The sequence below is a fragment of the Streptomyces sp. NPDC093111 genome, assembly GCF_040683955.1.
In the GTDB taxonomy this organism is placed as follows: Bacteria; Actinomycetota; Actinomycetes; order Streptomycetales; family Streptomycetaceae; genus Streptomyces.
The window spans coordinates 130,344-151,016 of record NZ_JBFBNW010000001.1; the positions used below are offsets into that span (position 1 = coordinate 130,344).

At 73.2% G+C, this 20,673-nt stretch carries 20 protein-coding genes; 13 read left to right on the forward strand and 7 right to left on the reverse strand.

What is annotated here, in order from left to right; translation table 11 throughout:
* Positions 1 to 11: 11 nt before the first annotated feature.
* Positions 12 to 776: a thioesterase domain-containing protein gene (locus AB0Q96_RS00565; RefSeq protein WP_365320821.1), complete on the reverse strand. Its 765-nt coding sequence runs from the start codon at positions 774 to 776 to the stop codon at positions 12 to 14.
* A gap of 89 nt (positions 777 to 865) precedes the next feature.
* On the opposite strand from AB0Q96_RS00565, the gene AB0Q96_RS00570 reads away from it, so the two are divergent.
* The 6 genes from AB0Q96_RS00570 (at position 866) to AB0Q96_RS00595 (ending at position 9,481) form a co-directional block, all read left to right on the forward strand.
* Complete coding sequence (locus AB0Q96_RS00570) at positions 866 to 1,888, forward strand: NAD(P)-binding domain-containing protein (protein ID WP_365320822.1); 1,023 nt, start codon at positions 866 to 868, stop codon at positions 1,886 to 1,888.
* Positions 1,889 to 2,155: 267 nt separating this feature from the next.
* Complete coding sequence (locus tag AB0Q96_RS00575; protein WP_365320823.1) at positions 2,156 to 3,862, forward strand: DUF885 domain-containing protein; 1,707 nt, start codon at positions 2,156 to 2,158, stop codon at positions 3,860 to 3,862.
* Between the two features lie 198 nt (positions 3,863 to 4,060).
* Entirely contained in the window at positions 4,061 to 4,693 is a 633-nt protein-coding gene (locus AB0Q96_RS00580; RefSeq protein ID WP_365320824.1) for a TOPRIM nucleotidyl transferase/hydrolase domain-containing protein, read from the forward strand.
* A 192-nt stretch (positions 4,694 to 4,885) separates the two neighbouring features.
* Entirely contained in the window at positions 4,886 to 7,012 is a 2,127-nt protein-coding gene (locus AB0Q96_RS00585) for an amino acid adenylation domain-containing protein (RefSeq protein WP_365320825.1), read from the forward strand.
* A gap of 73 nt (positions 7,013 to 7,085) precedes the next feature.
* Entirely contained in the window at positions 7,086 to 8,345 is a 1,260-nt protein-coding gene (locus AB0Q96_RS00590) for a cytochrome P450 (protein WP_365320826.1), read from the forward strand.
* Positions 8,342 to 9,481 carry a branched-chain amino acid aminotransferase gene (locus AB0Q96_RS00595; RefSeq protein ID WP_365320827.1) on the forward strand — a complete coding sequence of 380 codons (1,140 nt, stop codon included), beginning with the start codon at positions 8,342 to 8,344 and terminating at the stop codon, positions 9,479 to 9,481. Before AB0Q96_RS00590 ends, AB0Q96_RS00595 begins: the two co-directional genes overlap by 4 nt.
* A 14-nt stretch (positions 9,482 to 9,495) precedes the next feature.
* Here the strand turns inward: AB0Q96_RS00595 and AB0Q96_RS00600 are convergent, their stop codons facing one another.
* Positions 9,496 to 10,884, reverse strand: a complete 1,389-nt coding sequence (locus AB0Q96_RS00600; RefSeq protein WP_365320828.1) for an FAD-binding oxidoreductase — start codon at positions 10,882 to 10,884, stop codon at positions 9,496 to 9,498.
* Between the two features lie 154 nt (positions 10,885 to 11,038).
* Between AB0Q96_RS00600 and AB0Q96_RS00605 the strand changes: the two genes are divergently transcribed.
* The 3 genes from AB0Q96_RS00605 (at position 11,039) to AB0Q96_RS00615 (ending at position 13,275) form a co-directional block, all read left to right on the forward strand.
* Positions 11,039 to 11,755, forward strand: coding sequence for a thioredoxin domain-containing protein (locus AB0Q96_RS00605; protein ID WP_365320829.1), 717 nt, complete (start codon positions 11,039 to 11,041; stop codon positions 11,753 to 11,755).
* Between the two features lie 121 nt (positions 11,756 to 11,876).
* Positions 11,877 to 12,779, forward strand: a complete 903-nt coding sequence (locus tag AB0Q96_RS00610; RefSeq protein ID WP_365320830.1) for an aminoglycoside phosphotransferase family protein — start codon at positions 11,877 to 11,879, stop codon at positions 12,777 to 12,779.
* A gap of 19 nt (positions 12,780 to 12,798) precedes the next feature.
* Entirely contained in the window at positions 12,799 to 13,275 is a 477-nt protein-coding gene (locus AB0Q96_RS00615; protein ID WP_365320831.1) for a GNAT family N-acetyltransferase, read from the forward strand.
* Here the strand turns inward: AB0Q96_RS00615 and AB0Q96_RS00620 are convergent.
* Together AB0Q96_RS00620 and AB0Q96_RS00625 are read right to left on the reverse strand one after the other, a co-directional pair.
* The gene (locus AB0Q96_RS00620; protein ID WP_365320832.1) at positions 13,227 to 14,411 is read right to left on the reverse strand and encodes a methyltransferase domain-containing protein; all 1,185 of its coding nucleotides are present in this window, start codon (positions 14,409 to 14,411) and stop codon (positions 13,227 to 13,229) included. The genes AB0Q96_RS00615 and AB0Q96_RS00620 overlap by 49 nt on opposite strands.
* 50 nt (positions 14,412 to 14,461) lie before the next feature.
* The gene (locus tag AB0Q96_RS00625; RefSeq protein ID WP_167536822.1) at positions 14,462 to 14,608 is read right to left on the reverse strand and encodes a hypothetical protein; all 147 of its coding nucleotides are present in this window, start codon (positions 14,606 to 14,608) and stop codon (positions 14,462 to 14,464) included.
* A gap of 271 nt (positions 14,609 to 14,879) precedes the next feature.
* Between AB0Q96_RS00625 and AB0Q96_RS00630 the strand changes: the two genes are divergently transcribed.
* The 3 genes from AB0Q96_RS00630 to AB0Q96_RS00640 all read left to right on the forward strand — a co-directional run bounded on the left by AB0Q96_RS00630 (position 14,880) and on the right by AB0Q96_RS00640 (position 16,898).
* Positions 14,880 to 15,626: a DUF6879 family protein gene (locus AB0Q96_RS00630; protein ID WP_365320833.1), complete on the forward strand. Its 747-nt coding sequence runs from the start codon at positions 14,880 to 14,882 to the stop codon at positions 15,624 to 15,626.
* A gap of 10 nt (positions 15,627 to 15,636) precedes the next feature.
* Entirely contained in the window at positions 15,637 to 16,488 is an 852-nt protein-coding gene (locus AB0Q96_RS00635; protein ID WP_365320834.1) for a helix-turn-helix transcriptional regulator, read from the forward strand.
* 62 nt (positions 16,489 to 16,550) lie between these two features.
* Positions 16,551 to 16,898, forward strand: coding sequence for a hypothetical protein (locus AB0Q96_RS00640; protein ID WP_365320835.1), 348 nt, complete (start codon positions 16,551 to 16,553; stop codon positions 16,896 to 16,898).
* A 48-nt stretch (positions 16,899 to 16,946) separates the two neighbouring features.
* Here the strand turns inward: AB0Q96_RS00640 and AB0Q96_RS00645 are convergent, their stop codons facing one another.
* Entirely contained in the window at positions 16,947 to 17,945 is a 999-nt protein-coding gene (locus AB0Q96_RS00645; protein ID WP_365320836.1) for a zinc-binding dehydrogenase, read from the reverse strand.
* Between the two features lie 142 nt (positions 17,946 to 18,087).
* Complete coding sequence (locus tag AB0Q96_RS00650) at positions 18,088 to 19,272, reverse strand: NAD(P)-binding protein (RefSeq protein WP_365320837.1); 1,185 nt, start codon at positions 19,270 to 19,272, stop codon at positions 18,088 to 18,090.
* 181 nt (positions 19,273 to 19,453) lie between these two features.
* Here AB0Q96_RS00650 and AB0Q96_RS00655 point away from each other — a divergent pair, with 181 nt between their 5' ends.
* Positions 19,454 to 20,125, forward strand: coding sequence for a pentapeptide repeat-containing protein (locus AB0Q96_RS00655; RefSeq protein ID WP_365320838.1), 672 nt, complete (start codon positions 19,454 to 19,456; stop codon positions 20,123 to 20,125).
* Positions 20,126 to 20,160: 35 nt separating this feature from the next.
* On the opposite strand, the gene AB0Q96_RS00660 is transcribed toward AB0Q96_RS00655, so the two are convergent.
* Complete coding sequence (locus AB0Q96_RS00660) at positions 20,161 to 20,661, reverse strand: hypothetical protein (RefSeq protein WP_365320839.1); 501 nt, start codon at positions 20,659 to 20,661, stop codon at positions 20,161 to 20,163.
* Positions 20,662 to 20,673: the final 12 nt, after the last annotated feature.

Genomic DNA, 20,673 nt, shown 5'->3' on the forward strand with positions numbered 1-20,673 from the left:
CCGCCCGGGCGCTACGCCGGGGGTTCGGGCAGGTCGCCGAAGTCGCGGCGGATCTCGGCGAGCAGGGCCTCCGGTGCGGAGAGGAACTCGAAGTGTCCGCCGGGGAGTTCGACGAACCGGTGGTCCGCCGTGGTGTCCGGCCAGCCGCCCATGAGCTTCGGGGGGATCTCGGGGTCCTCGGTCCAGCCGATCGAGGTGATCCCGGCCGGGAGGGTGAACAGGCCCGGCGCGTACTGCTTGTTGGCGTCGATGTCGTTCACGAGGACTTCGAGGCCGGTCTCCAGGAGCGGTCCGCTGGGCTCGCCGCCGAGGTTCACGATGATGTGCTCGAGTTCGGTGCGCAGTCCGTCCCGGTCGAGCTCCAGCAGGCGCCCGTACGGGCCGTCCTGCGGGGCGACCTGCGAGGAGACGAAGATCCGGGTGGGCAGCGGGAGGCCGGCGGCGGCGAGCTGCCGGGTCACCTCGATGCCGGGGAGCGCCCCGCCGCAGTGCCCGAAGAACGCGAACGGGCGGTCCAGGTGGGGCGTCAGGTACTCGATCAGCCCCTCCGCCATGGTCTCGTACGTGCCGTAGTGCGGTTCGGCGATCCGGTTCTGCCGCGCGGGCGGCTGGATCAGGCAGACGTCGATGGCGCCGATCCGGCGCGGCCAGGCCTGGTACATCGAGGCGCCGCAGCCCGAGTAGGGGAACAGGAAGAGGCGGGCCGCGGCCTCCGGGTCCGGGCGGCGCAGCAGCCAGCGCGGCGGCTTCTTGGGGCGGGGCGCTCTCTCAGTCATGCGGACGACCGTAAGCGAAGTCGGCTGGACGCTTCAAGGACTCAACTGCCGTGCCCTGTACGGAGATTGACCGAGAAAGGACGAATGTCATGCAGGATCCGAACACCCCGCTGCGCTACCTCGACGGGGCGACCGTCGCCGAACTGTGCGAGCGGATCGACCCGCTCGAAGTCGTCACCGAGGCATTCCTCGGCGTGCGCGCGGGACGCTCCGGGGTGGCCCCCGAGGCGGCGCTGCGCTGGACCGCCCCGGATGGGACCGCGGCCCGCAGCCTCATCCTGCCCGCCCGGCACGAGGGCCACTACGGCAGCAAGATCATCAACGCCTGCATCGGCAACCTGGACCGCGGTCTGCCCCGCGCGGCCGGCCTGATCGTGCTGTACGACCCGGAGACCGCCGCCCCGGTCTGCCTCATGGAGGGCGCCCGGATCAGCGCCCTGCGCACCGCCGCGGTCTCCCTGGCCGCGCTGCGGGCCGTCCGCCCGCTGTCCACGGTGGACCGGGTGGCCCTGCTCGGCTGCGGACGCCAGGGGCGCACCCACCTCGACCTGCTGGCCGCCCGCGGCGCGGTGAAGTCGGTGGTCGCCTACGACCTGGCGCCCGGCCGCGCCGAGGCGTTCGCCGAGGAGCTGCGGGCGGAGCTGCCCCAGATCGAGGTCGAGACCGTCACCGACCCGGAGGCGGCCGTCCGCTCCGCGCCGGTCACCGTCGCCGCCACGACGACCACCACCTCGTACGTGCCCCTCGCCTGGCTGCCGGAGGGCTCGGTCTTCGTCAACGTGTCCCTGGACGACGCCGCCGAGGACGTCCTGCTCGGCGCGGAGCACCTGTTCGTCGACGACTGGCACCTGGTGAGCGAGGACGACACCAGGCTGCTGGGGCGCCTCGCGCAGGCCGGCCGCGTCACGGCCCCCGGCGTCACGGCCCCGGGCGCCCGTCGGGTCGACGCGGATCTCGCCACCCTGCTGTCCGGCGGCTACTCCCGGCCGATCGGCGCCGCCGACCGCACGGTGATCAACCCGTTCGGCATGGGCGTCCACGACGTGGCCCTCGCGGCGCGGGTCCACGCGGCGGCCCGCGAGGCGGGCACCGGAGTGCTCCTGCCCCGCTGAGCGGGGCCGCCGCGGCCGGTCGGGGCGCTCACCGGAAGATCGGTGAATGTCCCGTAAAACCAAGACAGTTGGGGCTCCGACCGGCCTCGGCGACGGCCACGTGACGATTGACGGGGTCGTGCCCTTCGCGCCATGATCCGTTGGTCGGCAGGTGAGCGCGCACCGTTCCCGCCTGCCGCGGCCGGGGGGTCCGCCGCACGACTTCGAGGTGAGACACCGCGTCCCGAACAGGCCGGTGACCGACCGACGCAAGGTGAGGTGGGGACGATGGACAACGAGACGCCGACCGGGCCGCGCGCCGTGCGCGAGGTGGCCGACGCGTACGTCGACGGGCTCGCCCGCCTGGACCCGGACACCGCCGCCTTCCTCGGCGTCCCGGCCGGCCGCGGCGAGATGCCCGACCTGTCGCCGGACGGGCGCGCCGCGCTGGACGGGCTGTCCCGCACGACCCTCCGCGAGCTCGACCGGGCCGAGCGCTCCGCCGGCCCCCTCAGCGACGTGGAACGCCGCTGCGGGCGCCTGCTGCGCGAGCGCCTCGAAGCCGACCTGGCCCTCGGCGCCGACGACGAGTACCTGCGCGAGGTCGTCAACGTCTACGGCCTCCAGCAGCGCGTCCAGGGCATCTTCCAGATGATGCCGACCGACGGCGCGGACGACTGGGCCCACGTCGCCGAGCGCATGGACCGGGTGCCCGACACGCTCGCCGGCTTCCGCGAGTCCCTCACCAGGAACCTGGAGAAGGACCGTTTCGTCGCCGCCCCGGCCCAGGTCCACGTGGTCGCCGACCAGCTCGACGCCTGGGTCCGCGACGCCGACGGCCGCGGCTGGTACGCCGGCTTCTGCGCCGACGCCCCCGCCCCGGTGCGCTCCGCCCTGGACGGCGCGGCGACCCGGGCCGTCGCCGCCACCGCCGAGCTGCGCGACTGGCTCCGGGACGGCTACCTCCCCCGGACCGAGGGCCGCCCGGACGGCGTCGGCGCCGACCGCTACCGCACCTGGGCCCGCTTCTGGACCGGCGCCGAACTCGACCTGGACGAGACCTACGCCTGGGGCTGGGCCGAGTACCTCAGGATCCGCGAGGAGATGCGCGCCGAGGCCGAGCGGGTACGCCCCGGGGCCGGGGTGCGCGAGGCGATGCGCCACCTCGACGCGCACGGCGAGGCCGAGGAGGGCACCGAGGCGATCCGGCTGCGGCTCCAGGGCTGGATGGACCAGGCCCTCGCCGACCTCGACGGCACCCACTTCGACCTGGCGCCGCCGGTCCGGGTGGTGGAGGCCGCCCTCGCCCCGGCCGGCAGCGGCTCCGCCGCCTACTACACCGCGCCCAGCGTCGACTTCTCCCGCCCCGGCCGGACCTGGCTGCCGACCCAGGGGCGCACCCGCTTCCCGCTGTGGAGCCTGCGCAGCGTCTGGTACCACGAGGGCGTCCCCGGCCACCATCTCCAGCTCGCCCAGTGGCGGTACCTCGCCGACGGCCTCTCGACGTACCAGACCACCGTCGGCGGCATCGACGCCTGCACCGAGGGCTGGGCTATGTACGCGGAGCGCCTGATGGACGAGCTCGGCCACCTGCCCACCGCGGGCGACCGGCTCGGCTTCCTCGACTGGCAGATGCTGCGCGCGATCCGCGTCGTCCTCGACATCGGCGCGCACCTCGCGCTCCGCGTCCCCGAGGACTCCCCGGTCGGCGCCGGCCGGACCTGGACCCCCGCGCTGGCCAGGGAGTTCCTGGCCCTGCACAGCGGGCAGACGCCCGGTTTCGTGGACAGCGAGATCGCGCGCTACCTCGGCCTGCCCGGACAGGCCGTCTCGTACAAGCTGGGCGAGCGGGCCTGGCTGGACGGCCGGGCCGCGGCCGAGGCCGCCCACGCGGCGCGCGGGGAGCGGCTCGACCTGAAGACCTGGCACATGTCCGCGCTGTCGCTGGGCCCGCTGGGCCTCCGGGACCTCCAGGAGGAACTGGCCGGTCTGTGAGGGTGTGAGTCGGTGTGAGTCGGGGTCCGGCGGTGTCCGGGGGTGTCCCGAACGGTTCGTGGAAAGGACGTACGCATGCGCACGGGGGCGATTCATGCGGAAGGCAGAGCACGGTGAGGACGGGGGCGTGTGCCACGGCTCCCGTCGTCCGCGGGGACTATGATCACCCGGCATCGCTCTCCACGGCGAAGGAGTCCCATGGCTGACATGACCTCGTTCCGTGAGGCGGTCACGGCCTGGGCGGGCGGTGGCCCCGGCGACGAGCGGGCGCGCGACCTCGCGGCCGAGCTGGCCGAGGAGCTGCCGGTCAGGACCGCGGTCCTGCTCGAAGGCCCGAGCGACGTCAACGCCGTCAACACGCTGGCCGAGAAGCTGGGCCGGGACCTGGTGGGCGAGGGGATCTGCGTCCTGCCGATGGGCGGGGCGATGGGCGTGGGCCAGTACGCCCGCTTCCTCGGCCCCTCCGGGCTGCGGCTGCACCTGACCGGACTCTGCGACGAGCGGGAGCGCGACTTCTACGAGCGCGGCTGGGCGCGGGCCGGGGCCGACCCCCGGGACTACTTCGTGTGCGCGGCGGACCTGGAGGACGAGCTGATCCGCGCGCTCGGCGTGGACCTGGTCAAGGAGCTCATCCGGGAGCAGGGCGACCAGCGCCCCCTGGAGACCTTCCTCCAGCAGCCCGCGCAGCGGGACCGCACCGCGCAGCAGCAGTTGCGGCGCTTCTTCGGCACGAAGAAGGGACGCAAGATCCACTACGGCCGTGTGCTCGTCCAGGCCCTCACCCCCGACCGCGTACCTGCTCCACTCGCCGGCCTCTTCGACATCCTCTGAGCGCCGGGCGACGCCCCTCACCGGACCGGCGGCGGCCGTCTCGACGGAACGCCCCGGATCTCCGGCGGATTTGTCACGGTCCCGCGCGGGACCGCGGGCCGGTGCTCACAGGCGCCCGGCCCCAGGACCACTGAGAAAGTGCGCGCGCAGTTGCCCGCAGTTGCCCGCAGAGAGACTTCCAGAGGACGGACAATGAGCAACCTGACCGAAGAGCAGGACGTCACGTACCGCGTGGTCGTCAACGCCGAGAACCAGCACGCGCTGTGGCCCGGGTTCGCCGAGGTGCCGGACGGCTGGGACGCCACGTTCGGCCCCGCGGGACGCGCCGAGTGCCTGGACCACGTCGAGGGCAACTGGGCGGACATCAGGCCGAGTTCACTGTCCGCGCAGATGGAGCGGGTGGGCGCGGAAGCGGCCGTCGCGGTCGCGGCCGACGCGGCGGCGCGGGACTTCGGCACGGTCACCGAGCGCTTCGCGGACCAGGTCAGGCTCCGCCCCGGCGCGGTCGCCCTCCGCTTCCTCGGCGAGGACCTCACGTACGCCGAACTCGACGCCAGGGCAGATGAGTTGGCGCGGCGGCTGCGGAGCGTCGGGGTCGGCGAGGAGAGCGTCGTCGGCGTCTGCTTCGAGCGCTCCTTCGAGATGGTGATCGCGCTCGTCGGCATCCTCAAGGCCGGCGGCGCCTATCTGCCGGTGCACCCGGACGAGCCGCAGGAGCGTTTCGCCTACATGCTGGACCGGGCCGGCGCCCGCGTCCTGCTCACCCACGGCCCGCTGGCCGGCCGGATACCCGAGCTCGACGCCACGGTGGTGCGCGTGGACGAACCCGCCGAGCCCGCCGAGCCGGGCGCCTCCGCCGCGCCGGGCGCCTCCGCCGCGCCGGGCGCCTCCGCCACGCCGGGTGCCTCAGTCTCCGCCCCGTCCGGCGACGTCGAGCCGCCCGCCGCGCGCAACGCGCCCGACAGCCTCGCGTACGTCTGCTACACCTCCGGCTCGACCGGGCAGCCCAAGGGCGTCAGCGTCACCCACCAGGGCGTCTCCCGGCTCGTCCGGGACGGCGACTACGCCGACTTCGGCCCCGGCGAGACCTTCCTGCAGCTGTGCGCGCTCACCTTCGACCCGGCCGCCTTCGAGATCTGGGGCGCGCTCCTCAACGGCGGCCGGCTCGTCATCCACGAGCCCGGCACGCTGTCCCTGCCCGACCTCGCCGCGTGCGTCAAGCGCGAGGGCGTCACCACCCTCTGGCTCACCACCGGCCTCTTCCACCGCATGGTCGACGGACACCTCGACGACCTCGCCGGAGTGCGCCAGCTGCTGGCCGGCGGCGACGTCCTGTCGCCCGCCCACATCAACCGGGTCCGCGCCACCCACCCGCACATCCGCCTGGTCAACGGCTACGGACCCACCGAGAACACCTGCTTCACCACCTGCCACATCGTGAAGGAGCCGGTCGGCGAGACCGTCCCGATCGGCCGCGCCGTCGCCGGCACCGGCGTCCTCGTCCTCGACGAGCGGCTGCGGCCCGTCCCCGAAGGCGAGTGGGGGCAGCTCTACACCACCGGCGAGGGCCTCGCCCGCGGCTACCTCGGCGACGTCCGCAAGACCGCCGAGACCTTCCTGCCCGACCCGAACGGCTCCGGCGAGCGTATGTACAGCATCGGCGACGTCGTCCGCGTCGGCCCCGACGGCGCCCTGGAGTTCCGCGGCCGCTCCGACGACCAGGTCAAGGTCGGCGGCTACCGGGTCGAACTCGGCGAGATCGTCGCCGCCCTGTCCGGACAGCCCGGCGTCAAGGAAGCCGTCGTGATCGTCCGCGAGGACGGCCCGCAGGGCGGCAAGACCCTCGTCGCCTACGTCGTCCCCGAGGGCGACGACGAGACCCTGGTGCTCGACCTGCGGGTCGCCCTCCGGGCGCGGCTGCCCCGCCACATGAACCCGACCTCGATCGTGGTCATGGGCCGCCTCCCGCTCACCCGCAACGGCAAGATCGACCGCCGCTCGCTGCCCGCGCCCGACCTCAACCCGCGCGAGGTCGAGGACGAGTACGAGCCGCCCCGCACCCCCGTCGAGGGCCTGCTCGCCGACCTCGTCGCCGACGTCCTCGGCGTCGAACTCGTCGGCGTCCACGACGACTTCTTCGAGCTCGGCGGCAACTCGCTGATCGCCACCGACCTGCTCAGCCAGATCCGCAAGGCGCTCTCCGTCGACGTCCCGGCGACCCGCCTCTTCTACGAGAACCCCACCGTGGCCGGACTCGCCGAGCTCGTCGAGTCCGCCCCGTCGACGGCGCCCGCCGACGCCGGACCGGCGGCCGGATGAGCCCCGCGGCCACCCCTGTCATCGCACGGCACCGCACGCCCGACGCAGGACCCCGTTCAGGAAGGGAAGACCGATGAAACTGACCCGGCCGGCCGAACAGAAGCCCGTCGACCTGAAGGACTTCGACCTCGTCGACCCCCACGAGCACGGCGTGGGCGACCCGCACGCCATCTGGCACGCCATGCGCGAGCGCGAGCCCGTGTGCTGGCAGCAGGTCGACGAACGCCTGGGCTACTGGTCGGCGACCACCTTCGAGGACGTCACGAAGGTCCTGAAGGACCACCGCGTCTTCACCTCCGAGCACGGCACCCTGCTCAACCTGCTCGGCAAGAAGGACCCCGCGAGCCGCAAGCAGCTCCCGGCGACCGACCCGCCACGCCACACCAAGATGCGCTCCCCGGTCCAGCGCGCCCTCAACAGCAAGGTCCTGGAGCGCCACCGCGCCCAGATCCGCGAAGAGGCGAACCGCCTCCTCGCCGGCATCCCGGAGGGCGAGGAGTTCGACTTCGCCGAGGTCGTCGGACAGCTCCCGATGGCGGTCACCGGCACCCTCATGGGCCTCGACCGCGAGGACTGGCCGCAGCTGACCTTCCTCACCAGCCAGGCCATCGCCCCCGACGACCCCGAGTTCGTCATGCCCGAGGGCGGCGAGGTCACTCTCCAGCGCGCCCACCGCGAACTCTTCGCCGCCTTCGAGCAGTCGATGAGCCGGCGCAAGGGCGAGGGCAACGGCGACCTCATCGACGTGCTGCGCACCATGGAGATGGAGGACGGCCGCAAGCTGCGCCCCGGCGAGATCGTCTCCAACTGCTACAGCCTGCTCCTCGGCGCCAACGTCACCACCCCGCACGTCCCGAACGCCGCCATGGTCGAGCTCGCCAAGGACGGCAAGTACGCCGACTGGGCCGCCCACCCCGAGCTCTTCGACAGCGGCATCAACGAGGCGCTGCGCTGGTCCTCCCCGGCCAGCCACTTCATCCGCTACGCCAAGACGGACGTCGAACTGAGCGGGGTCACCATCCGCCAGGGCGAGCCCGTCGCCGCCTGGATCGGCTCGGCCAACCGGGACGCGGACGTCTTCCCCGACCCGTACGCCTTCGACATCCGCCGCGACCCCCGCAACCACCTGGCCTTCGGCGTCGGCCCGCACTACTGCGTCGGCCACGCCGTCGCCCGGATCGCGCTGCACGAGCTGTTCGAGGAACTCCTCGACCAGTTCGCCGGGTTCGAGGTCGTCGGCGAGCCGCAGCACCTGCACTCCAACTTCATCGCGGGCATGAAGCACCTCCCGCTCGTGGCGACCCGGCGCGCGGAGAGGCTGTCGGCGATATGACCCAGCTGACCGTCGCAGGATCGGCCTCGCCCGCCGAAGCCGCCGGCCCGGCCTTCGACCGGATCCCGCACCCCGCCCCGGCCACCCCCGAACGGGTCGCCGAGATCCTCGCCGACCCGGGCTTCGGCAAGCACGTCACCGACCACATGGTGACCATCGAGCACACCCCGGAACGAGGCTGGCACCACGCCGCCCTCCGCCCCTACGAAGCCCTCTCCCTCGCCCCGACCGCCTCCGTCCTGCACTACGGGCAGGCCGTCTTCGAGGGCCTCAAGGTGTACCGGCAGCCCGACGGCTCCGTGGCGGCCTTCCGCCCGGACGCCAACGCGCGCCGCTTCCAGGCGTCCGCCCGGCGCCTGGCGATGCCGGAACTGCCCGAGGAGCTGTTCCTGGAGTCGCTGCGGGAGCTGCTCGCCCGGGACGCGCGCTGGGTGCCCGACGGCACCGGACGCTCGCTCTACCTGCGCCCGCTGATGATCGCCACCTCCACCGAGCTGACCGTGGCGGCGGCCACCGCGTACCTCTACGTCCTCATGGCGATGCCCGCCGGCTCGTACTTCACCGGCGGCGTCAAGCCGGTCAGCGTCTGGCTGTCCGAGGACCACGTCCGCGCCGCCGCCGGCGGCACCGGTGCGGTGAAGGCCGCCGCCAACTACGCCGGGACGCTCGCCCCGCAGCGCCTGGCCGCCGAGCACGGCTGCGACCAGGTCGTCTGGCTGGACGCGGTGGAGCGGCGCTGGGTGGAGGAGATGGGGGCGATGAACCTCTTCTTCGTCTTCGGCTCCGGCCCCACCGCCCGCCTGGTGACCCCGCGGCTCAGCGGCTCCCTGCTGCCCGGCGTCACCCGCGACTCGATCCTCACGCTCGCCCGGGACCTCGGGTACGGGGTGGAGGAGCGGCGGGTCTCCGTCGAGGAGTGGGAGAAGGCGGCCGAGTCCGGCGAACTCACCGAGGTCTTCGCCTGCGGCACCGCCGCGACGATCACCCCGGTGGGCACGGTCCGACACGCGGCCGGCGAGTTCCTCGTCAACGGCGGCGCGCCCGGCCCGGTCGCCCAGCGGCTGCGCGAGCACCTGGTGGCGCTCCACGAGGGCGCGGTGGAGGACCGGCACGGCTGGCTGTACCCGCTGACCTGAGGGAACGCGCGTCCTCAGCGCCCGCTGACCCGGTTGGCGAAGGTGGCCACCGGGTCGGTGGCGGCGCTGCGCCCGACGGCCTCGCGCCGGTCGGCGCCCCGGAAGGCCGCGTACATCGTCTGCACGCCGAGCCAGCGCAGCGGCTCGGGCTCCCACTTGCGCACCTTGTGGTTCACCCAGGGCAGCTCGGTCAGCTCGGTGGGGCCCGACTGGCCGGAGTCCTGCTGGATGAGGTCGCGCAGGGTGCGGGCGGCGAGGTTGGTGGTGGCGACGCCGGAGCCGACGTAGCCGCCGGCCCAGCCCAGGCCGGTGGAACGGTCGAGGGTGACGGTGGCGCACCAGTCGCGCGGGACGCCGAGGACGCCGGACCAGGCGTGCTCGATCCCGAGCCCGGCGAGCTGCGGGAAGAAGCGCACCAGGATCTCGCGCAGCGCCTCGATCGTCTGCGGCTGGGTGCGCCCGTCGTTGTCGGTCCGCGACCCGAAGCGGTACGGGACGCCCCGGCCGCCGAGCGCGATCCGCCCGTCGGCGGTGCGCTGCGCGTACATGTAGGCGTGCGCCATGTCGCCGAGGGTCTCCAGGCCGTCCCAGCCGATGGACTCCCACTGGGCGTCGCTCAGCGGCTCGGTGGCGATCATGGAGGAGTTCATCGGGAGCCAGGTGCGGCGCTGCCCGGCGAGGGAGGCGGTGAAGCCCTCGGTACAGCGCAGCACGTACGGGGCGCGGACCGTGCCGTACGGGGTGACGGCGTGCTTCGGGCGGATCTCGGTGACCGGGGTGGACTCGTGGATCGTGACGCCCAGCGCCGCCACGGCGTCGGCGAGCCCCTTGACCAGCTTGACCGGGTGGAGCCGGGCGCCGTGCGGCGTCCAGCTGGACCCGACGGCCCCGGCGATCCGGATCCGCTCGGCGGTCTCGCGCGCCCCGTACAGCTCCCGGTCCTTCTCGCCGAAGGCGAGCTCACCGGTGTGGAAGTCCTTGAGGCGGGCGAGCTGGGCGGGGGAGTGGGCGACCTCCAGGACGCCGCCGCGGTGCAGGTCGGCGTCGATGCCCTCGGCGGCGCAGACGTCGATGACCTCGGTGACGGTGGCGTTCATGGCGTGCTGCAGGCGGACGGCGGCGTCGTGGCCGTGCAGCTTGGCGTAGCGGTCGCGGCCGGCGATCCCGTTGTAGAGCCAGCCGCCGTTGCGGCCGGAGGCGCCGTAGCCGCAGAACTTGGCCTCCAGGACCGTGATGTTCAGGAAGGGGACGGCCTTCTTGAGGTAGTACGCGGTCCACAGGCCGGTGTATCCGCCGCCGACGATGCAGACGTCGGCGGTGGCGTCGCCGGGCAGCGGCTCACGGGGCGCGGGGGCGCCCTCCTGGGCGTACCAGAACGAGATCCCGCCGTTGATCGTGCTCATTGTCCATCCCTGCTTCCGGGTCCGTGCGCGGGAGGCTACAGGGCCTTTGGTCCCGTGAACACGGGCCTTTCGCGGCGGCTCGGCCACCGGGGCGGCGCCTACGTTCGAGGGTACGGATTTCGTCGCCCGAAGCCCTTCACGGAAGGACCTTGCCATGCGTGTACGCGGGACCCGGCGGGCGGTGGCGGCGGTGCTGGCGGTCGCCGCCATCGGCCTTGCGGGAACGGCCTGTTCGCAGGGGTCGGACGAGGCGCCGGCCGCCATGGCGGTGAAGTCGCCGGAACGGACGGAGGCCATGTCGGCGCTCCCGTCGTCCGTCGAGGGCCCCCGCATCGTCGTCGGACAGCCGAAGGCGCCCCACACCGTGACGGTTTTCGTCGATCCGCGCTGCAGCTACTGCGCGAAGTTCGAGGAGGCCGCCGGGACGGTCCTCGCGGACAGGGCGGCGGCGGGGAAGGTGCGTGTCGAGTACGTGCTCGCGTCGTTCCTCGACGCGCGGACGGGCGGGACGGCGTCGGCACGGGCGGCGAACGCGCTGCGGGCGGCGGCGGAGGCGGGCCCGGGCAAGTTCGCCACCTACCAGGCGGCCCTGTTCGCGAACCAGCCCTCGGAGACCTCGAAGGACGCCTACTCCACCGACCACCTCCTCAAGATCGCCGACCAGGTGCCGGGGCTGCGGGGCGCGGCCTTCGACAAGGCGGTCCGGGAGAACACGTACAAGGACTGGGTGGCCTCCGCGGAGCGGGCCTTCGAGGACGCGGGCGTCGGCGGCACCCCCACCGTCCTGGTCGACGGCACGCCGCTCGCCGCGGGCAACGGCCTCTACGACGCCCACCGGTTCGCGGAGGCGCTGCGCGACGCCGGTGTCTAGGGCCGTGTCTAGGGCTGGTGTCTAGGGCCGGTGTCCGGGGCCGGTGTGACGTCGGCGCGAGCGTGCGTGCCGGGCGCCGCGAGCCCGGCAAGATCCGGAAGAGACGGTCTAGGCTCGGAGCGTGATCCACGTACCCGAGGAACTGGCCGCGTCGCAGGCGAAGTACAACGGGGCGGCGGGCCGGGCGTTCGTCGCCGCGCTGCCGGCCCTGACGGAGACCTTCCTGGACCGCTGGGACCTGCGCGTGACGGGCGAGCCGATGCACGGCGTGGCGTCCCTCGTCCTCCCCGTCCGGCAGGCCGACGCGCACGCCGTCCTCAAGCTCCAGATCCTGGACGAGGAGAGCGAGGGCGAGCCGGCGGCCCTGCGGGTGTGGAACGGCGACGGCTCGGTCCGCCTCCTGGACCACGACCCGGAGACGGGCACGATGCTCCTGGAACGCGCGGGCCCGCCGACCGCCCCGCCCACCCACCTGTCGACCCACCCGGACCCCCGGGAAGCGGTCCGGGTCCTGGCCGAGCTCCTGGCCACCCTCACCTCCCCCCAGGCCCCACCGGGCCTCCGCACCCTCTCCTCGGTGGCGACCCGCATGCTGGCGGACACGCCCGGCGCGGCGGCGCGGCTGCCCGCCGCCGACGCGGCCCTCCTCACCACCTGCGCGGCGGCCGTACGCGAAGTCCTCCCGGAACCGGGCGACCGCCTCCTCCACTGGGACCTGCACTACGACAACATCCTGGCCGCCGAACGCACCCCCTGGCTGTCCATCGACCCGAAGCCCCTCGCCGGCGACCCCGGCTTCGACCTGCTCCCCGCCCTCACGGACCTGTGGAACCCGGACCCGTCGGAAACCCTGTGGCGCTTCGACCTGCTCACCGAGCGCCTCGACCTGGACCGGTCGAGAGCCCGCGCCTGGACCCTCGGCCGGGTCCTGCAGAACGGCCTGTGGGACGTGGAGGACGGCGAACCGGCCCTCGACCGGAACCAGGTGTCCATCGCCCGGACGCTCCTGTCGCGCACCCCCTGACCCGGTGCACCCTGGACCCATGATCCGCACCGCGACCCCCGCCGACGTCCCCGTCATCCACCGCCTGATCCGCGAGCTCGCGGAGTACGAGAAGGCCCTCGACGAAGCCCGCGCCACCGAGGCCCAACTCCACGAGGCCCTCTTCGGCGACCGCCCCGCCGCCTACGCCCACATCGCCGAGACCGACGAGGGCGAAACCGCCGGCTTCGCCATCTGGTTCCTCAACTTCTCCACCTGGCGCGGCGTCCACGGCATCTACCTGGAAGACCTCTACGTCCGCCCCGACCTGAGAGGCGGCGGCCACGGCAAGGCCCTCCTCACCGAACTGGCCCGCATCTGCGTGGAACGCGGCTACGAACGCCTCGAATGGTCCGTCCTGAACTGGAACGCCCCGTCCATCGCCTTCTACGAGTCCCTCGGCGCCCGCCCCCAGGACGAATGGACCGTCTACCGCCTGACCGACGCGGCGCTGGCGGAACTGGGCACGAACGCCTGAGACCGGCCGACGGCGGGCACGGGGAGGGGGCGGTCCGGGGTGTCGAGCCACGCCCGGGTCACCCCGTCGGCTCCCACACTGAGCCCGAACCGCCCGAACCCCGGTCGGTCCTGCCCTCGCCACCAGAGGAACGCGCCCCGGACCTCGTCCCACAGCCTCCTGGGACCCGACTGCCGGACCTCGAACGTCCGCGCACCGGGCTCGTGGTCGACGGTGGCCCAGGAGGTCACCTCGGTGTCCCGCAGCCACAGGGTGTACGACCCGTCGCCGTACTCCTCCGCCCAGGGAAACACCCCGGTGGTCCGAAGCCCGACGGCGAACATGGCGAGCCAGCCGCCCAGCTCCTCCGGAGAGATCGTCGTGGCCGACCTGACCCCGTCCGCCGGCCACGCCCTCCCGCCCAGGTACTCCCGGACATGTACCCGGCTGCTCCGCTGCTGCCGCAGCCGCATGAAGGCGGAGGAACCGACGAACGGTCCGCAGGCGGACCCGTCCTCCCCGACGGTCAGGCGGACCACGCCCTCCCCGCCGTACTCGGTCGCGTACGGGGCGACGACGACCCCGCCGGGCCGGGTCTGCCGCACGATGTCCGCCGGGATCTCCCGGAGGGAGGCCGTGATCAGAACCCGGTCGTAAGGGGCGCCCGCGGGCCAGCCCTCGGAGCCGTCCCCGACGACGGCGACCGGGTCGTAGCCGGCGGCGTCCAGGCGGGCTCGGGCCGTGGACGCGTTCTCGGCGTCGAACTCGACGGTGGTCACGTTCTCCGAACCGACCCGTTCGGACAGCAGCGCCGCGTTCCAGCCGGTGCCGGTGCCTACTTCCAGGACCTTGGAGCCCGGCTGGACGTCCAAGGCCGCCAGCATGGAGAACACCATGACGGGCTGGGAGTTGCTGCACGTCGGGATGTTGCCCCGGTCGGGTCCGGTGTGGTCGCCGTCGTCCCACTGCGTGGTCAGGGAGGTATCCGAGTAGACCGCGCGGAACCATCCCTCCGGGTCGGTCCGGCGGTCGATGCTCGCCACCGGTCCGCCGTCGGCCGGTCCGACGCCGGGCCAGATCACATCCGGGACGAACGACTCCCGAAGCACGGCCTGATAGGCGGGGAGCCAGTCGGAGGTCAGGGCCCCGGATTCCATGAGCCGGGAGGCCAACCCCTGGGGGCCAGCCTCCGTCGTGGCGCGTTCGGTCACTTGGTGCCGCTGCCCTTCGTGTCGCTGTGACCGGAGTCCTGGCCCTCCGAGCCGCTTCCGCCGTGACCGGCGCCCGACTGGCCGTCGTCCTGCTGGCTTCCGCCTTGGCCCGAGCCGCTGCCTCCGCCGTGCTGTCCGCCCATGAACGTGCTCCTTCTCGTGAGGATGAAGTGGTGCGGTGGGCCGCCCCGTCGGCCGGGGACTGCCGTTCGACGCAGGGCCGCCCGGCGTCCTGAACTCGACAACTCGACGCTAGGAGCGGAGGAGTGCTCAGCGATACGTTGTTTTCTCGAATGTGCTCGGGAGGCCGCACGAATTGCTCGTGTTTTCTCCTGGAACCCGGCCGAACGTGTGGGGCGACGCCGGGCCACCGACCAAGCTGTGGGATCGACATCCCTGGAAGGGAGAGCACCCATGGCCCGTCAGTTGCGCTTCACCGGTACCGACAGCAAGATCGACGGTTGTCCCGCCCTGCACATGGACGAGGTGACCGGCGAGATCATCGTTCAGGGCACACCGGTCACCGATCCGGAAGACCTCGCGCAGCTCCGGCACTTGGGGCCGGACGAGGCGGCGGTCGCGGTGCCGCGCGAACTGCTCGTGAACTGGGGACCGAAAGGGAGGGAACGAGTGCCGGAGCTGGTCGACCGGGCTACCTTCCGGCGTCTCTTCGAGACCTTCGAGCACACCGCCTGGCGCCTGGAGACACGGCGCGGCTACGCGTCGGACCGGCAGGACCCCGACTATCAGGCGTTCCTGGCCACCGGATCGGCGCCGTGCGACCTCGACGATCCTTGGTTCGTGAACATCCGCGCGCAGGTGGACGCGGGCAAGACGGTGGGCCGGGTGCGCATCGCCGACCGGCCGCCGACCACGGGGCAGCTGTTCCTGCTCGACTACGCCCGGCACAACGCGGCGACCGGCGAGGACATCCGCTACGTGTGGCGCGAGGACGCGACCGGGCTGCCCGCGGAGGACTTCTGGATCTTCGACTCGCGGATCGTCGCCCTGCTCCGCTTCGACGGTGAGGACAACCTGCTCGACATCGAGCTGATCACCGAACCGGCGGAGGTCGTGCGCTACTGCGCCGCCCGTGACGCCGCGATGCACGGCGCCCTCCCGTACGACCGGTTCGCCGCGCAGGTGGCTGCGGCACGGTGACGGGTCACCGGTGAGCACGGACTACCAGCAGGCACGGGAGGCACTGGGGGCGCGGCTTCGCGAGCTTCGCTCCACCTGTCCTGCCGGCCGGCTCACGGGTCAACAGCTCGCCCGGCTGCTCGGCTGGCCGGGGTCCAAGGTCAGCAAACTGGAGAACGGGAGACAGACGGCCTCGCCCGAGGACCTGCGGGCGTGGGCCGAAGCGACCGGACAGCCGGACGTGTACCCCGAGCTGGCTGCCCGCCTGGCCGGGTTCGAGTCCCACATCAGGTCGTGGCGCAGGTCGCTGGCTAACGGTTTCAAGCCGATGAACGAGGGCCTGACCGCCGAGATCGAACGCAGTTCGGAGATCTGGGTGTGGGAGGAGGCGGTGGTCCCCGGGCTGATGCAGACGCCCGAGTACGCGCGCCACGTCATCCAGCGGTACGCGGAGCTGCTGGGTGTGACCAAGGGCGTCGAGGACGCCGTACGGACTCGGGCCCGGCGTCAGGAATGGCTGTACCGGCCCGGCCGGAAGGCGCGTGTGCTGGTGTGGGAGGCCGCGCTGCGTTCGCTGATCTGCCCGCCCTCCGTACTGGACGCCCAGCTCGACCGACTCACCGGCATGCTCGGCATGGACACGGTCGACCTGGGCATCGTGCCGTTCGCGGCGCCGGTGAAGATCGTGCCCGCCAACGGCTTCTGGGTCCTGGGGGACCGCCTGGTCGTCGCGGAGGACTGGCACGCCGAGCTGTGGCTGGACGACGCCGACAACATCGCCCTGTACAAGAAGGTCTGGAAGACCCTCCGGGAGTCGGCGGTCCACGGGTCCGACGCCCACCACGTCATCAACTCGGCGCGCCGCGCACTCGGAACGCGCTGACCGGCCGGGCGGGGGCCGGGGCGGTGGCCGGGTCGGAGGCGGGCGCGGTGTAGGAAAGGGGCATGGACACGGATATGGACATGGGTATTCAGCAGCGGTTCGCGCGGATCACCGGATTCATCGAGGCGCGGCTCACCCCGCTCTTCGACCCCGCGAACGGGAGCGATCACGGGTTCGGGATGGACGACACCTCGCGTGCGCTGCGGGCGCTGCGGTACAGCGTGCAGGCGGCTTCGGCCGTGAACGGGCTGGTGGAGAAGCGGGAGGCGGAGCCGGAGTTGCGGCAGGTGGTGGACCAGGCGCTGGAGCACAACTGGGACGTGCTGCGCTCCATCGCCCGGATGTGGGAGGACCACCCCGACTTCCTGAAGGAGTTCAAGGGGCACTCCTGGGACGTGATCGGGGTCTGATCCGGGTCTGGGTCTGGGCGGGGTCTGTGTGATCCCGGGCCGGCAGGGCTAGGGGATCAGGACCACCTTGCCCGTGGTGCCCCGGGTCTCCAGGGCGTGGTGTGCACGCGCCGCCTCCGCGAGGGGGAAGCGGTGGACGGCGGGGCGCAGGGTGCCGGTCGTGGCGGCTCGGAGGGCGGCGAGTTCGAGGTTGCGGATGTCGCCGCCCGCCTTCTGGAGCATGACCGGGCCCAGGACGCTCTCGGACGTGATGCCGCGGGCCGCGAGCTCCTCGGCCGTGAACGTGAGGGGCTCCCCGTCGTGGACGCCCTGCCCGGACCAGCCGAAGACCACGTGCCGGCCGCCCTTGCCCAGCAGGTCCACCGCCGCGCGGCCGGTGGCGCCGCCGACCGAGTCGTAGACGACCGTCGCGGGGCGTCCGTCCAGGTACGCGCGGACCTTCTCCGGCCAGTCCGCCCGCTTGTAGTCGACCGCCAGGTCCGCCCCGTTCGCCCGGACCAGCGCCACCTTCTCCGGGCCGCCCGCGAGCCCGACGACGGTCGCGCCCGCGTTCTTCGCGTACTGCACGAGCAGCGTGCCGATGCCGCCCGCCGCGGCCGGGACGATCGCCACGGACTCGGGGCCGAGCTCCGTGAACTGCAGGATCCCCAGCGCCGTACGACCCGTGCCGATCATGGCCACGGCCTCCGCCTCGCCCAGGTGGTCGGCGAGTTCGTGCAGCCGGGTCGCCTCGGTGACGGTCAGTTCGGCGTATCCGCCGGGCGCCATCCCGATGTGGGCCACGACCCGCTTGCCCAGCCAGGCCGGGTCCGTGCCCTCGCCGAGCGCGTCCACGGTGCCGGCCACCTCGCGGCCGGGGACCGTGGGGAGTGCGACGGGCGCGGGGAACGGGCCCGGCATGCCCTCGCGCAGGGCCGTGTCGAGGAGGTGCACGCCGGCCGCCGCGACCTTGATCCGGACCTGGCCGGGGCCGGGGACGGGGTCGGGGGTCTGCTCGTACGTCAGGTTCTCGGCGGGGCCGTAGGCGTGGAGGCGGATGGCGTGCATGGGGGCTCCCCTGGTGGCGGGCGGACGGTGGAGGGTGGAGACGGGTGGAGACGGGTGGAGACGGGCGTGCTGCCGAGGGGGGCGCGGGACGTCGTACGTGTACGGCGGCCCGCGTTTCCCCGGCAGCCCCCACCCTCCGACCTCAACCGCGCTTGAGGTCAAGTGTCCGTGTCCCACGTGATGCCCGCAGCGCCAGCGACACCGCCTCGACCGCGCTCGTGAACGACACCTCCGCCAGCACCCCCGGCGCCGCCACCTGGTCGCCCGCCAGGTACACGCCGTCGCCCCGGTCGATCGCCGGCCGGTCGCGCCAGGTGGTTCCGGGGCGGTCGACGGCGCCCGTACGTCCGTGGGAGACGGCCTCGCGGCGCCATACCGTCCGCTCGCGCCAGCCGGCGAAGCCCAGGTCGAGGAGGCGCTCCGCGTGCGCGACGCCGGCCGCCTTCGGCTCGTCGGGGGCGATCGGCAGCTGGGCCTGGATCAGCTGCTCGCCGGCCGGGGCGAGGGTCGGGTCCTGGGTGGTGAAGCGTTCCAGCCAGCCGGGCGCGTCCAGGTCGGAGATCGCGAACGGGTCGCCCCGGCGGGTGCGCAGCGCCAGGTCGCACAGGACCGTGCGTCCCGATTCCCAGGTCAGCGTCGGGTCGTCCAGGAGGCGGGCGGCGGAGGTGAGGGCGGTCGCGACGACGACCGGGCCGTCGTCCGTCGGCGGGGTGTCGACGCGGGACGAGGTCTCGATCCGTACGCCGAGTTCGCGGGCGCGGTCCGCCATCCGGTCGATCAGCCGCCCCCAGCCGCCCTTGACGAAGTGGGCCTCCGGCGGCAGCGCCGCCGCCCGGTGCAGCCGCTCCTGCACGAAGCGGGCGGACAGGGCGCCCGGGTCGTGGTGGAAGAGCGCGACCCCGCTGTACGAGGCGGCGGCGCGGGCGGCCGGTTCGCCGACGAGCCCGGTCGCCCAGGTGAGGAAGTCGACGTCCACGGGCGCCCGCTCGCCCTTGCGGAAGGACTGGCGCAGGAGCCCGAACGGCGGTGTCCGGCGCAGTCCGCCCCGGTGGTGGAAGCGGATCCTCGCGGCGTCGAGCGCCGGCAGCGGGGCGAGTTCGCCGATCAGTCCGCGCTGCTTCAGCCAGGTCCAGTGCGGGCCGCCGTCGTAGAGGGCGTGCGGGCCTTCGTTGGTGCGGTACGGGCCGTCCGCGGTGCGGGCCCGGCCGCCGAGGGTGTGGTGCGCCTCGTGCAGGGTGACCTCGGCGCCCGCCTCCGCGGCCGTGACGGCCGCGGTGAGTCCGGCGAAGCCTCCGCCGATGATGGTGATCTTCCGAGTCCGTCGCATCGCTCGCTCCCTGTGTCGCCTGTGTCGCCTGTGTCGCCCGGGTCGTCCGGGCCGCCGGTGGGTCCGTGGCGCCCGTGTCCTTACGGCCCGGTGCCGGGTCTCACGGAGGGGACGGGTGGCGGGGGCGCGTCCGTGACATCGGCGGCGGGGCGTTGTCAGTGGCGTGCGTCACGATGGGTCCATGAAGCGGAAGACGGTGCCGAAGGTGGCGAAGGCGAGGCGGCCGGAGCTGCGGCTGCCTCCCCTGGAGGAGTTCCGGGAGGACGGCCTGGAGCCGGACGGGGACTACGACGGGGTGGCGTTCGAGGGCCTGGACCTGACGGGGCAGGACGGCGCGGGGGCGCGGTTCCTGGACAGCGCGCTGCGCGGCTGCGTGCTCGACGAGGCGCGGCTGACCTCGGCCCGCTTCCTCGACTCGGTCCTCGAAGGGATACGGGGTGTGGGCACCGACCTCGCCGGGGCGCAGCTGCGGGACGTGGAGCTGGTGGACGCCCGGCTCGGCGGCACGCAGTTGCACGGGGCGGTCCTGGAGCGGGTGTGGGTGCGGGGCGGCAAGGCCGACTATCTGAACCTGCGGTCGGCGAAGCTGAAGGACGTCGTCTTCGAGGGGTGCGTGCTCAGCGAGCCCGACTTCGGGGGCGCGGTCCTGGAGCGGGTCGAGTTCGTCGACTGCGTCCTGCTGGGGGCGGACTTCGGCGGGGCGCGGATGAAGGACGTCGACCTGCGGGCGGTGCAGCGCCTGGAGATCGCCCGCGGGGTGGAGGCCCTGTCGGGTGCGGTGATCTCCCCGGTGCAGCTCCTCGACCTGGCGCCGGTGTTCGCGGCGCACCTGGGGGTGCGGGTGGTGGAGTGAGCCGGGCGGGGCGGGCCCGGGCGGGCCCGGCGCGGCTAGCCGACCCGCGGGAAGCGGGCCTGGAGGGCCCACACCGCCGGGTTGTCGGCCAGGCCCTCGTGCATGTCCGTGAGGTCGGCGATCAGGTCGTGGAGGAAGTCGCGGGCCTCGCGGCGCAGGTCCGTGTGGTTGAAGGTGAGCGGCGGTTCGTCGCCCGGCATCCAGTCGGCTTCGACGTCCACCCAGCCGAAGCGGCGCTCGAACAGCATCCGCTCCGAGGACTCGGTGAAGTCGAGCTCCGCGTACTGCGGCTGGGCGGCGCGGCTGCCGCGCGGGTCCTGGTCGATCTGCTCGACGATGTCGCACAGCGCCCACGCGAAGTCGAGCACCGGCACCCATCCCCAGGCTGTGGACACCTCCTGATCCTTCACCGTGTCCGCGAGGTAGACGTCACCGCAGAACAGGTCGTGCCGCAGCGCGTGGACGTCCGCGTGGCGGTAGTCCGTCTGCGGCGGGTCGGGGAAGCGACGGGAGAGCGAGTAGCCGATGTCGAGCACGGGGAGATGGTG